At 67.6% G+C, this 12,604-nt stretch carries 11 protein-coding genes; 6 read left to right on the top strand and 5 right to left on the bottom strand.

Annotated elements, in window-relative coordinates; translation table 11 throughout:
* The first annotated feature begins 40 nt into the window (after window positions 1–40).
* A complete protein-coding gene (locus E1742_RS24980) occupies window positions 41–964 on the top strand; it encodes an SMP-30/gluconolactonase/LRE family protein (RefSeq protein ID WP_134387729.1) in 924 nt (307 codons plus the stop codon).
* Window positions 965–1,065: 101 nt separating this feature from the next.
* Here E1742_RS24980 and rpoD read toward each other — a convergent pair whose 3' ends face one another.
* Window positions 1,066–3,513: an RNA polymerase sigma factor RpoD gene (gene rpoD / locus E1742_RS24975; protein WP_134387728.1), complete on the bottom strand. Its 2,448-nt coding sequence runs from the start codon at window positions 3,511–3,513 to the stop codon at window positions 1,066–1,068.
* Between the two features lie 572 nt (window positions 3,514–4,085).
* Here rpoD and E1742_RS24970 point away from each other — a divergent pair.
* The 4 genes from E1742_RS24970 to E1742_RS24955 are packed head-to-tail and all read left to right on the top strand — an operon-like array spanning window position 4,086 to window position 7,416.
* Entirely contained in the window at window positions 4,086–4,640 is a 555-nt protein-coding gene (locus E1742_RS24970; RefSeq protein ID WP_229466338.1) for a ProQ/FINO family protein, read from the top strand.
* A gap of 11 nt (window positions 4,641–4,651) precedes the next feature.
* On the top strand, window positions 4,652–5,362 hold the full coding sequence (locus tag E1742_RS24965) for a 3'-5' exonuclease (RefSeq protein WP_134387726.1): 711 nt from the start codon (window positions 4,652–4,654) through the stop codon (window positions 5,360–5,362).
* 39 nt (window positions 5,363–5,401) lie between these two features.
* Entirely contained in the window at window positions 5,402–6,136 is a 735-nt protein-coding gene (locus tag E1742_RS24960; RefSeq protein ID WP_134387725.1) for a c-type cytochrome, read from the top strand.
* The gene (locus E1742_RS24955; protein ID WP_134387724.1) at window positions 6,133–7,416 is read left to right on the top strand and encodes a c-type cytochrome; all 1,284 of its coding nucleotides are present in this window, start codon (window positions 6,133–6,135) and stop codon (window positions 7,414–7,416) included. Before E1742_RS24960 ends, E1742_RS24955 begins: the two co-directional genes overlap by 4 nt.
* Window positions 7,417–7,435: 19 nt before the next feature.
* Here the strand turns inward: E1742_RS24955 and E1742_RS24950 are convergent, their stop codons facing one another.
* Window positions 7,436–8,071, bottom strand: coding sequence for a class I SAM-dependent rRNA methyltransferase (locus E1742_RS24950; RefSeq protein WP_134387723.1), 636 nt, complete (start codon window positions 8,069–8,071; stop codon window positions 7,436–7,438).
* A 181-nt stretch (window positions 8,072–8,252) separates the two neighbouring features.
* On the opposite strand from E1742_RS24950, the gene E1742_RS24945 reads away from it, so the two are divergent.
* Window positions 8,253–9,014, top strand: coding sequence for a head GIN domain-containing protein (locus E1742_RS24945; RefSeq protein ID WP_134387722.1), 762 nt, complete (start codon window positions 8,253–8,255; stop codon window positions 9,012–9,014).
* Window positions 9,015–9,338: 324 nt separating this feature from the next.
* On the opposite strand, the gene E1742_RS24940 is transcribed toward E1742_RS24945, so the two are convergent.
* From E1742_RS24940 to E1742_RS24930, 3 genes are read right to left on the bottom strand one after another with little or no spacing between them, the layout of a single operon-like run.
* Window positions 9,339–11,606, bottom strand: a complete 2,268-nt coding sequence (locus E1742_RS24940) for a TonB-dependent receptor (RefSeq protein ID WP_134387721.1) — start codon at window positions 11,604–11,606, stop codon at window positions 9,339–9,341.
* Between the two features lie 10 nt (window positions 11,607–11,616).
* Window positions 11,617–12,075, bottom strand: coding sequence for a copper chaperone PCu(A)C (locus tag E1742_RS24935; RefSeq protein ID WP_134387720.1), 459 nt, complete (start codon window positions 12,073–12,075; stop codon window positions 11,617–11,619).
* Between the two features lie 37 nt (window positions 12,076–12,112).
* Window positions 12,113–12,544 (bottom strand): DUF2946 domain-containing protein, encoded by a 432-nt coding sequence (locus E1742_RS24930; protein WP_134387719.1) that lies wholly within the window; start codon window positions 12,542–12,544, stop codon window positions 12,113–12,115.
* Window positions 12,545–12,604 lie beyond the last annotated feature (60 nt).

Raw genomic sequence — 12,604 nt, 5'->3', positions numbered from 1 at the left:
TAGTCATCGTTGTGCCCCTCGATATGAAAGCGATCGCCCCATGGTCTCCCTGCACGCCGTCGTCGCCACTGTCCTGCTGCACCTTTCCACGAGCGCCCTCGCCGCCGCGTGCGGCACCCCGCCTTCGGGCGAACTGACGGCACAGCGGGTCGCTTCCGTGCAGCCCTCGCGCGAAGGTCCCGGCCTGTACGAGGGGCCAGTATGGATCGGGGGCGCGCTGTACTTTTCCGACTTCGGCTTCGGCGCCGGCTTCCCTTCGCGCATCCGCAAGCTGGCGGCCGATGGCTCCGTGACGACGGTCGTCGAGGACAGCGGCAGCAACGGTCTGGCCGTGGATGCCCGCGGCGACCTGGTCGTGGCGACGCACAAGGACAAGGCGCTTTCGCGCCACGCGCTGGCGGACGGCAGGCGTGCGACGATTGCAGGCCGCTTCGGCGACGACGTCTTCAATTCGCCCAACGACGTCGCCATCGCCGCCGACGGCACCGTCTACTTTACCGACCCGGACTACCAGAAGGCCGCAGCGCCGGGCGGCCAGCCCGTCACCGGCATCTACCGCGTCGGCACGGACGGCAAGGTGACGCTGGTGGATGGCAGCCGGCGTAATCCGAATGGCATCGCGCTGTCGCCGGGCGGCGATCTGCTGTACGTGAATGCGAGCGATGGCAAGTTGCTGGCGTATCCGATCCGCGCGGGCGTGCCGGGGCCGGGCCGGGTGCTGGCCGATGGCCTGGATGGCGCCGATGGCATGACGGTGGACTGTCTCGGCAATCTTTACGTCACCGAGCATGGAGCGCGCCGGCTGCGGGTGTTCTCGCCACAGGGACGGCAACTGGCGACGATCCGCGTCGATGCAAACGTGACGAATGCGGCGTTCGGCGGGACCGATGGGCGCACGCTGTTCATTACCGGTGCCGGGGCGGTCTGGCGCATGGCGCTGGAGGTGACGGGCTCGCCCTACTGACATCGATACGCCGTGGGCTGGCCCCTGGCATAGGCCGGTGCCAGTCCCCACGAAAAAAAGAAAGCCCGCAGGCTTCCTTTTCACATCGACGGTCCGGAAAATCAGTTCTGGGTCAGGAACGTCTTCAGCTTGTCCGACCGCGAAGGCTGGCGCAGCTTGCTCATCGCCTTGGCTTCGATCTGGCGGATACGCTCGCGCGTCACGTCGAACTGCTTGCCCACTTCTTCCAGCGTGTGGTCGTTCGACATCTCGACGCCATAACGCATGCGCAGCACCTTCGCTTCGCGCGGCGTCAGCGAGTCCAGCACTTCCTTGATCACGTTGCGCATCGATGCGTGCAGCGCCGCGTCCAGCGGGGCCAGCGTGGTGTTGTCCTCGATGAAGTCGCCCAGCTGCGAATCGCCATCCTCGCCCATCGGCGTTTCCATCGAAATCGGCTCCTTGGCGATCTTCATGATCTCGCGCACCTTCGATTCCGGCATCTCCATCTTGACCGCCAGGGTGGCCATGTCCGGCTCGCTGCCCGTCTCCTGCATGATCTGGCGGCTGATGCGGTTCATCTTGTTGATCGTCTCGATCATGTGCACCGGCACGCGGATCGTGCGGGCCATATCGGCGATCGAACGCGTGATGGCCTGGCGAATCCACCACGTGGCGTACGTGGAGAATTTATAGCCGCGACGGTATTCGAACTTGTCCACCGCCTTCAGCAGGCCGATATTGCCTTCCTGGATCAGGTCGAGGAACTGCAGGCCGCGGTTGATGTACTTCTTGGCGATCGAGATCACCAGGCGCAGGTTGGCCACCGTCATTTCGCGCTTGGCGTGACGGGCGCGCTTCTCGCCGGCGGCCATCTGCTTGTTGATCTTGCGCAGGTCGGCCAGCGGCAGTGCCACGCGCTCCTGCAGGTCGATCATCTTGTTCTGCAGTTCCTTGATGGCCGGGACGTTGCGGCCCAGGACGATGCTGTACGGGTGACCGGCACCCACTTCGCCATCGACCCAGTCCAGGTTGCACTCGTTGCCCGGGAAAACCTTGATGAAGTGCGCGCGCGGCATGCCGCAGCGGTTCACGCACAGCTCCAGCACGGCGCGCTCGATGCTGCGTACCTGCTCCATCTGGCCGCGCAGCGTGTCGCACAGCTTTTCCACGACCTTGGCCGTGAAGCGGATCGACAGCAGTTCGGCCGAGATGATGCCCTGCGCCTTCTGGTAAGCCGCGCTGCCATAACCAGCCTTGCGCATCTTGTCGTACTGCGCCGCGATGACGGCGAAGCGCTCCAGCGCGTCGGCCTTCAGCTGTGCCAGCTGCTCGGTCGAGAAGCCGGCCGCGCCGCCGTTGGCGTCGCCGTCCACTTCCTCTTCTTCTTCCAGCTCTTCCTCGTCGTCATCCACGCTGGCGACGACGCGTGCCGGCGCCACCGGGGCGCTGGTCTCTTCCGGATCGACGAAGCCGTCGACCACGTCGTCGACCTTCATCTCGTCGCTTTCGATCTTCTCGGCCAGCGTGACGATCTCGCCGATCGTCGTCGGGCAGGCGGAGATGGCCTGGATCATGTCGCGCAGGCCTTCCTCGATGCGCTTGGCGATCTCGATCTCGCCTTCGCGCGTCAGCAGCGCGACGGCGCCCATTTCACGCATGTACATGCGCACCGGGTCCGTGGTACGGCCGAAATCGGAATCGACGGTGGACAGCGCCGTCGCGGCGGCCGCTTCCACTTCGTCGTCGCTGGCGGCCGTGGCCACGCTGTCGGACAGCAGCAGGCTTTCCGCGTCGGGCGCGCGTTCGTAGACGGCGATGCCCATGTCGTTGAACGTGGCGATGATGCCTTCGATCGCTTCCGGATCGACGATATTCTCGGGCAGCTGGTCGTTGATCTCGGCATAGGTCAGGAAGCCGCGCTCCTTGCCCATGTTGATCAGGTTCTTGAACTGCTGGCGGCGTTTTTCCAGGTCTTCCTGCGACATGCCTTCGGCGCTGCCCAGTGCATCCAGGCCCTTGGCCTTGCGCTCGCGCGCTTTTGAGGCGGCCTTCAGTTCGGCGCGTTCGACGGCGTTCAGCGCCGCCACTTCATCGTTCTCGGGCGTGAATTCGCTTGGCTTGCGGCCGCGGCGTCCCGGCACCTTCACCGACGGCAGCAGGTAGCCGGACGTGTCGATCGACGCCAGCGTGGCGGCATCGGTCACCTGGCTGACGGCGGCGGGTGCCGTCGGCGGCAGCGCCGGATCGACGGCGGCAGCCCCCTTGTCCAGCTTTGCCTTGCGCACGCGCACCACCGGCGCTTTCGGCACGGCGGGTGCGTCGACCGCGGCATTGGCCACGTCGGCAACGGAGGACGCCTGCGCCTCCACGGCCGGCGCGGCTTCCTGGCCCGGCACGGCCACGAGGCGCGCACGGGTGGCTTTCTTCACGACGGTTACCTTGCCGGCAGCCTCTTGCGCATTGTCGATCACATAAGATAAGGTAGTCTTAGGGACAGCCAGCGGAGCCGCTTCGGTGCGCGGTTTTTTGGCGGACAGCGTTAAGGTTTTCGGCGTTTTCGTCGTCATCAAATATCTCTCTGTGCCCCGTCCGAAGGACGCGGCGCAAGTGAACAATCCATCGTGGCCCGCACAATGCGGCCCCGCTGGTACGTATATGGGGATCATCCGGAATGAAAAAAGCCCGTCGATACGGGCTCGTGTCCTGCGCACGAGTTTTCTTCGTCCGCGAGGCTTCAATCCGGGGTGGTCATATTCAGCGAATAGAATTCAGCGAACGGAAAAGAGGCGACCCGGGGGCAAGCCGCGCCGGGTGGTGTACTCGTGTATTGGTGTCATCAATGGGTGACTCGACCCGACATGCGGAAAGCCCTGTGCAGGGGACCGCCCAAAAACGTACAACGCAACGTGCAAAAATACGCCTGATACATGCACAACTCGCACAACTCAACTCTAAGCAAACCGAATCCGCACCGCTTAGCAATCTGGTGCGTCGGTCATTATACACGGTTTCGCGATGCTTTTACATGAGACCATCTCATATTCCAGCGAGCGTGGAGCATGGCAGAACGGCCATGATGACCTAAAATGCAACGCGTGCGACGTGCGCGCGTGGTATGCTGACGCCTCTTGCTTAACCTGTGAAGTCGATGAACACTAGCCTTACCTCCCAGCCTGCCGATTCGAACGTCGATACCAGCGTCGATACGGGCGTCGATAACTCCGCCGACGTGGATACCGCCGCAAACGGACAGCCGACGCAACCCGAAGGCACGGCCCATGCCGCACCGGCTGGCGCCACCAGCGCTCGCGCACTGCTCAAGCAGCTGCAGCAGCAGTTCGTGCCGTTCCGTGACTGCCTGCCGCTGTCGATCGGTATCGACAAGCAGATCCTGGCGTCCATGCCGGGGATCGACCGCAAACTGATGCGCGCCGCACTGGGCATCCACACGGGTTCGCAGCGCTATCTGCGCACGATGGAAAAGGCGACGGTCCGCTACAACCTGGACGGCACCAAAGGCGCCGAGGTGACGGACGTGCATCGCAAGCATGCCAAGGATACGCTGCAGGAACGCTTCCGCAAGGAAGCCGACCGCAAGAAGGCCGAGCGCGATGCCGCGGCCGAAGAGGAAGCCAACCGCCGTCGCCAGGAAAAGCTGGAACAGCTGACCGCCAAATTCTCCCGCAAAGGTTGATGGCCACCCCGATGGCAGACTACCGCGAGCGCGCCCATGCCACGGCGCCCGAGCCGGAGCTGCCGCCGTATCACGGCATTGCCCTCTCCGCCGTGCACCTGGTGCGCACGGCGGCCGAGGCGCAGGCCGCGCAGGAAGCCCTGCTGGCGTGCGACGCCATCGGCTTCGATACCGAATCGAAACCCACGTTCGTCAAGGGGCAGAGCTCGGACGGTCCGCATCTGGTGCAGTTCGCCAATGACGCTGCCGCCTGGCTGTTCCCCGTCGGTACCGCGCCTGGGACCGACATTGCGGCCGTGCTGCCGGCGCTGAAGGCGATCCTGGAAGCGGATCAGACCTTGAAGGTGGGCTTCGGCCTGTCCGATGACATGAAGCGCGTGCGCTCGAAGCTGGGCATCGAGCCTGCGCGGGTGGCGGACCTGTCCGTGGCGCTGCGCTCCCCAGGCCAGAAGCACGACCTGGGCGCGAAGAGTGCCGTGGCCAGGTTCTTCGGGCGCAAACTGCTCAAATCGAAAAAAATCTCCACCACCAACTGGGCCGCTCCACGCCTCACGGACAAGCAGATGCTGTACGCGGCCGACGATGCCCAGGTGGCGCTGCGGATCTACCGGCACTGGCTGGCGCTGGGCAATGCGCTGCCGCCGCCGCGCGCGCCGAGAACGCCGCGACGGCCGACGCCGGCACGCCAAGCCGGCACGGCAGGAGAGCGCGGCAAGGACTGAAATCGCCGCATCGCAACGAAGTCCGACCAGGGAATAGCCATGACCGAATCGACTCACCCACTGTTGCCCTCCCTGCGCCACGCCGCCGTGCTGGCCCTGCTGGCCCTGCTGCTGCCCCGCATTGCCACCGCCGCCCCTGCGGTGCCCGATACGCTGGAGCAGCGCCTTGCGCCCTGCCTTGCCTGCCACCAGGCGAAGGACCGCAACGACGCCTTCTTTCCTCGCATCGCGGGCAAGCCGGAAGGCTACCTGTACAACCAGCTGCGCAATTTCCAGGACGGGCGCCGCCAGTATCCTTTGATGACGTATATGGTCAGCCAGCTGCCGGAGCCCTATCTGCGCGAGATCGCCGGCTGGTTCGCGGCGCAGCATCCGCCCCACATCGGCCAGCCCGCCGGCGACGCCACGCCCGCGCAGCTGGAACGCGGCCGCGTGCTGGTCCTGCAGGGCGACGCCGGCCGCAAGGTGCCCGCCTGTGTGGCCTGCCATGGACGGGCGCTGACGGGCGTGGCGCCGGCGATTCCCGGCCTGGTCGGTCTGCCGCGCGACTATATCAACGCGCAGTTCGGCGCATGGCGCAACAAGGTGCGCAAGGCGCAGGCGCCCGACTGCATGGCGCAGGTGGCCAGCCGGCTCAGCGCGGACGATATCGCCGCGGTTTCCGCGTGGCTGTCCAGCCAGCGCGTGGACGACGACGCGCGCCCCGCCACCACCCTGCCGGCAGCGCTGCCGCTGGCATGCGGCGGTGTACCGGCACATGGAGGCCAGCCATGAGAAAACCCGTCGCCATACCGCTGGCGATAACGGTCCTGCTGGTGGCCGTCGGCGCGGGCCTGCTGTGGCCCCGCCACGATGCAGGGCCGCCGCCCGGCGCGGCTTTTGCGGCGCTGCCGGCCGCCGAAAAAATCGCCCGTGGTGCGTACCTGGCCCGCGCAGGCGACTGCATGGCGTGCCACACGGTGCGCGGTGGCGCCCCCTACGCGGGCGGACGGGCGCTTCAGACGCCGTTCGGCGCCGTCATCGCGCCAAACATCACGCAGGACGTGGCGACCGGCATCGGTGCCTGGAGCGCGGACGACTTCTGGAATGCGCTGCACAACGGCCGCTCGCGCGACGGCCGGCTGCTCTATCCAGCCTTCCCCTACACGAGCTACACGGTCATCACGCGCGACGATGCGGATGCGCTGTACGCCTATTTCAGGACGGTACCGGCGGTGCGCCAGCCGAATGCGCCGCACCGGCTGCGCTTCCCGTACAACCAGCAGATCGCGCTGGCGGCGTGGCGTGCGCTGTATTTCCACCCTGCTTCGTTCAAGCCAGAACCGGCCCAACCCGCGCAGTGGAACCGGGGCGCCTACCTGGTGCAGGGCCTGGGACACTGCAGCGCGTGCCACAGCGCCCGCAATGCACTGGGCGGCAGCGACGACGACCTGTCCGGCGGCCTCGTGCCCGTGCTGGGCTGGTATGCGCCGGCCCTGACGTCGGACGCCGAGGCAGGGCTGGGCAGCTGGCCCGTGGACGACATCGCACGCCTGCTGCACACGGGCGTTTCGCCGCGCGCCACCGTATTCGGGCCGATGGCCGAAGTGGTGCGCGAGAGCCTGCAGCACCTGAGCGCCGATGACGTCCGCGCCATGGCCGTGTACCTGAAATCGCTGCCGCGTGCGGAAGGGTCGGAGAAGCCGTACAAAAGGGTGCAGACGCCGGAAGCGCTGGCGTTCTTGCAAGCGGGCGCACGGCTGTACGAGAAACATTGCGTCGACTGCCATGGCGCGGCCGGCGAAGGCGCGCCGCCGGCATATCCGCCGCTGGCCGGCAACCGTGCATTGACGATGGTGGACGCCGCCAACCCGATCCGCATCGTGCTGAACGGCGGCTTCCCGCCCGGCACCCACGGCAATCCGCGCCCTTACGGCATGCCGCCGTTCAGTCACGTGCTGGGGGATGTGGAAGTGGCGCAGCTGGTGTCGTACCTGCGCAGCGCCTGGGGGAACAATGCGCCGCCGGTGGGCGGCGGCGATGTGAACCGCTATCGGTCCGTGCCGTTGGAATAAGCGCGCACTGGCGTTGCGGCTAGCGCGGGTACGTGAATCCGGTGCGGATGTCCATCGGCGCCAGACGCCCGCCTTCCTTCACCATCAGCCGCGACGGCGGCTCGTCGCCGGCCAGCGCGCCCGGCTTGACCAGCAGGCCCTCGCCCTTGCGCACCAGCGGGTCGCAGCGTTCGTAGACGTTCTGGCAGCCAGTGGCGGCCAGCAGCGCCTGCACGACGGGCACCTTCCACAATTCGACGCCGCCGGCATTGAACTGGCAGACCAGGTAGCCGGCGGGGCCGCCGTAGCTGTGGACCAGCAGCCCGGGCAGGCCATCCTTCTCGCCGTCGACCAGCTGCACCAGCGCCTGCGGGTCGGCCGTGCGCAGCGTGCCGGCGCGTGCCGCGATGGCGGCCTGCACGCGCCGCTTCATCATCGCGTGATCGACCGGCTCGTCCTCGCGCAGGGTCCAGACGCGGGCGGCAATCTGCGATTTCGCGTTGTACGCGGCACGCGCCAGGAACTGGCGTGCCGACGATTGCACGATGGCGGTGGCGCCGGGGCGGTTGCGCTCCTGCGGCTTGCCGTCGACCTTCTCGATGGCGGACGGGTAAATCCAGGGGTCGCCGGACAGCAGGCTCTTTTCCTTGCCCTGTTTGATGGTAATGATCAGCATATGAGACTTTCTTCGCGGGGGCGAATGATACCGCAGACGCGGGCCGGCGCCCCATCCTGCGCCGCCACCATGCATTCTGTGCCGCCGTCCGTGCAGTTTGTCGCACGTTTGCTGCCGTGCCGCCGCCGCTCGTCTACGATACGGTCATGAATCGCACACTGAGTCACGCACTGGAGAGCCCATGAGCACAACGCCCTCGCGCAGCTTGCGCACCATACTTGTCGCCACGGTCCTGCTGGTCCCTGTGGCTGCCACGCAAGCTGCGCCATTCGGCTGGCTGGGCGGCGACAAGGTCAAAGGCAGCGGCAACGTGGCGCGCGAGACGCGCCAGCCCGGCCGCTTCCATGGCGTCTCGCTGGCCGTCAGTGGCCAAGTGGACGTGCGCACGGGCGGCGGCGAAGCAGTCACCATCGAGACGGACGATAATGTGCTGCCGCTGATCGAAACGGTCGTCGAGAACGGTGTGCTGCAGATCCGCGCGAAGAAGAACGCCCAACTGGATCCGCGCCGCCTGAAGGTGACCGTGCAGGCACCCGCCATGGACAGCCTGGGTGTCGCCGGCTCCGGCAGTATCAGGGCGGACCGGCTGCGCGGCGACAAGGTGGCTTTGGCACTGGCGGGCTCCGGCTCGATCGATGCCGGCACCATCGAAGCGAAATCCGTCTCCATCGAAGTGGCCGGCAGCGGCAATGTGCGCGCCGCCGGCGCCGCCGACTCGGTGGACGTCTCCCTGGCCGGCTCCGGCAAGGCCGATGCCGGCCGGCTGACGGGACGCGAAGTGGCCGCCAACGTCAGCGGGTCCGGCGTCGCCACCGTCACGGCGCGACAGGCGCTGGCCGCCGCCATTACCGGCTCCGGCAACATCGCCTACTACGGCGACCCGCAGTTGAGCCGTGCGGTGACCGGCTCCGGTACCGTGCGGCGCCTGGGCGACGCGCGCTAGCAGCACCTCGCCACCTTTCCCAGGTCGCGCAGCAGCGCTTGCGCCGTTGCGGGCCTGTCCTTTTGCCCGGTAATGCCAAGGTCGTTCCCCGGTAAGTGACGCCCCCCGGTTGTCAGCCTCACGAGGGGAGTGACCCCGTTTCCATCAAGCGTTTCGATGCCGTCCCAAAACCGGAGTCAGTTCCCTTACCGCGCCGGCGGACGCATCGAAGGCACCCACTTACCGGAGGCAGCCCCCGGCGCCACAGCCGCGAACGACGCTTCCATCTGCTGCCCCAACCCGGAGCCTGGAACGCCCGGCATCAAGGCGCGTACGTCGCCCCCGCTACAGGTCGAACTTCAGCTCGGCCACCAGCGTGCGCTGCGTGTACGGGTGGAAGGCCCAGTACTTCTCGCCGTTCAGGTTGTCGATGCCGAGCGCGCCGCTCCAGTGCGCGTCGAAGCGGTAGCGCAGCCGCGCGTCCGCCACCAGGTAGTCCGACACACCCATATACGTCAGGCCGTTCGGATCGCTGTTGTCCAGGGTGCCGTACTGGCGGCCGCTGTAGCGCACGCCCAGGGTTCCCGTCCAGCGGTCACTCATGGCGTACGACGCCAGCGCGTTGGCGCGCCAGCGCGGCACCCGCGGCTGGCGCTTCCCGACCGAGGCGGGGAAAGCGTCGTTCGCCACGATGCGCGAATCGGCATAGGTCAGGGAACTGCTGATCGACAGCCCGCGCAGCCAGACGTCGCCCGCCTGCTGCGCCAGTTCCAGGCCCGTCGTGCGGATGCGGCCCACGTTCTGCACCGTGCTGACGGTGGCCGTCAGCGGCTGCGAATACAGCGCGTCGCGCGTCGTTTCGCGGAACAGCGTGGCGCGCAGGCTGCCGGCGTCCGTCATGCGCTCGGCCGTCAGCTCGCCCGTCCACGAGCGTTCCGCGCGCAGGTTCGGGTCCGTGTTGACAATGCGTTCGTCGACAATGGAGCCCTGGAACAGTTCCGCCGCCGTCGGATTGCGGATCGCCCGCCCGGCCGACGCCTTCAGTGTCCACGCATCGTCCGCCCGCCATGCCAGCGCGGCCTTGGGCGACCAGCTCGTCTCGCTGCGCGCCGCGAACGGCAGCAGTCCCCCGCCGGCCGCCGCCATCTCGCCGCCGAACGCGCGCCAGCGCTCCAGCCGGGCGCCCAAGGTCGCCTTCCACCGTTCGTCGATGCGCCACGTGTCCTGCAGGTACACGCTTTCCAGCCGCGTCTCGCCGTTGAACGTGGAGACGGGCCGCCCGGCCGTGCCGGCGATCCAGTCGGGGCTGTTGACGACGCGCGTGCGCAGCCGCGCCGCATCGCGCTGCACGCCCATATCCACGACGTGCGCGCTGTCCGGCCGCCACGTGCCCTTCAGCGCCGCCGTGTTCCAGCCGCTGCCGTGCATGTCCGTGACGTTGCCCGCACCGGGACTGTCGGGCGTGGCGGCGAAGATCGTCGGCACCCGCGCCAGGTCCTTGCGGTAGTCGTAGCGGCTGTAGGCGAGCTCCCAGTCGAACACGTCCTTCGCATGGCGCTTCAGCGACAGCCCGTGCATCAGGTGTTCCAGCTCGCCCCGTGCGGGAGCGAAGTCCGATGGCAGCAGCGTATAGCGGCCGCCGCCGATGGCGACGGAGCCGCTGGTGACGGGGTTGCCAGCGGCATCGCGCAGATACGATGCGCTGCGCCGCTCGGCATCGTTGCGCCACCAGCCCAGCGTGTAGCTCGCGCGCAGCACGGGCGACACGTCGTACGCCAGCTTGACCTTGGCGTGGTCCTGCACCGTGTGCACCTGGTTGGTGGCGCCCAGAATGAACCAGTCGCGGTCGGACGCATTGCGCCCCGGGACCGCGCCGGTGACCGCAGTCGCCGCACCAGCCGTCGTGCCGCTTGCGGCCAGCTTGTTGGCAAAGCCGACCGGCTGGCCGTTGCTGTCCAGCCGGGCCACGTCGATCCACCATGCGAACGCGCCGACGCGGTCGCCCAGCGAGGCGCTGCCCTGGCGGCCGTAGTAATTGTCCTTCGTCGCGTATTGCTCGAAACGCTGCGCAAAGCCGGCGATGCGTACGTGGCCTTCCAGCTTTTTCGGCATGCGCGTCTGGTAGTCGACCACGGCGCCCACCGAGTTACCCGGATAGGCCGCCGAAAACGGGCCATACAGCACGTCCACCCGTTCGATTTCCTCGGGCGTCACCATGCCCCAGCGCGGCGTGTAGGTGGCGCCATTGCCCAGCAGGTTGGACAGCAGGATGCCGTCCGCATAGACCAGCGAGCGGGCGCTGTTGCCCGTGCCGGACGCGCGGCTGGCCAGCACCGCGTGATCGTAGTCGCCGGTGAAGCGCTTGCGCACGTTCAGGCTGGGGAAGTATTTCAGCGCGTCCTCGCTGTCGAAGGCATTGATGCGTTCCTCGATCTGCCGAGCCGTGATGCCTTCGATGGTCGTCGGAATCTGCGCGGGCAGCGACGTGGGTCGCCCGCCCTGGATCGTCACCACGTCCATCGTCTGCGCGGCGGCGGTTCCTGCCAGTGCCAGCGCAGCCAGGGCGAGCGCCGTCCTTGCCGGCGTCGCGGCAATCGTTCGTTTCGTCTGCATGGGAACCCCGTCAGTGAGCGGCTGGCGGGCTGTAGGTCAGGGGCCGCACGGGCACCTGCACCTCCACCTTCTCGCGCTTCCTGTCCTTGCCCTCGACGACCAGGGTGACGGGAATGGTCTCGCCTTCCTTCAGCTGGCGCGTCAGTCCCATCAGCATGATGTGGTAGCCGCCGGACGCCAGCGCGACGGTCTTGCCCGCCGGCAGGTCGATGGCCTCGACGGGTGCCATCGTCATGCGGTTGTCCTGCATCGACATCCGATGCAGCTCGGCGACGCCGGCGGCAGGGCTGCTGACGCCGACGAGGCGCGCGTCCGTCTTCGACTGGACCTGCATGAAGGCCCCGGACGATTTCGCGGCCGGAACGGTGGCGCGGGCCCAGGGATCCTTGACCGTCACCTGGGCAACGGCGGGAAGGGAAAGGGCTGCTGCGACTGCGGCTGCAATCGCGATTTCAATAATACGTTTCATGATGACTCCGGAAGTGTGTGGGGAAAAGCGGCACAGATCAGGCGTCAACAGGCGGCCCGCGCGGATGGGCGGCCACCCACGTCTGCAGCGGACGGGGAGCGTGGTAGAACAGGAACGGCCGCGCCGTCGCCATGACGGCAAACGGCAGCGGTGCCAGCGCCGGCGGCGGCAGGCCCAGCGAACCGGCGTGGGCGAGGCAGTAGCCGCAGTCGGTCATCGGCGGCGCGGCATCGGCCGGTTGCGGCGCGGGACGGCTGCGGTCCGTCAGCGCGCGGAACGTGGCTTCGTCCAGCGTGCCCCGGCCGGACAGCCGCGTGCCGTCGTTCAGGCAGATTTCCCAGCCCGGCCCCGCATGGCGGCCATCGGCCAGCGCCAGCGCGTGCGAGACGGCCGGCGCGAGCGCGTTCAGCAGGATCGCACAGCAGGCGATCCACACTTGCAGCAGCAGGCGGCGGCGGGAGGTGGTCATGTGCGCGATTATAATCGCGTGGCGGCGGCGTGTCGCGCCGCTCTCCCCGCGCTGAAAGGC

The sequence above is a fragment of the Pseudoduganella plicata genome (assembly GCF_004421005.1).
Taxonomy (GTDB): Bacteria; Pseudomonadota; Gammaproteobacteria; order Burkholderiales; family Burkholderiaceae_D; genus Rugamonas; species Rugamonas plicata.
Note: the sequence above shows the minus strand (reverse complement) of the source record. Positions and strands in the feature narration are given on the sequence as shown.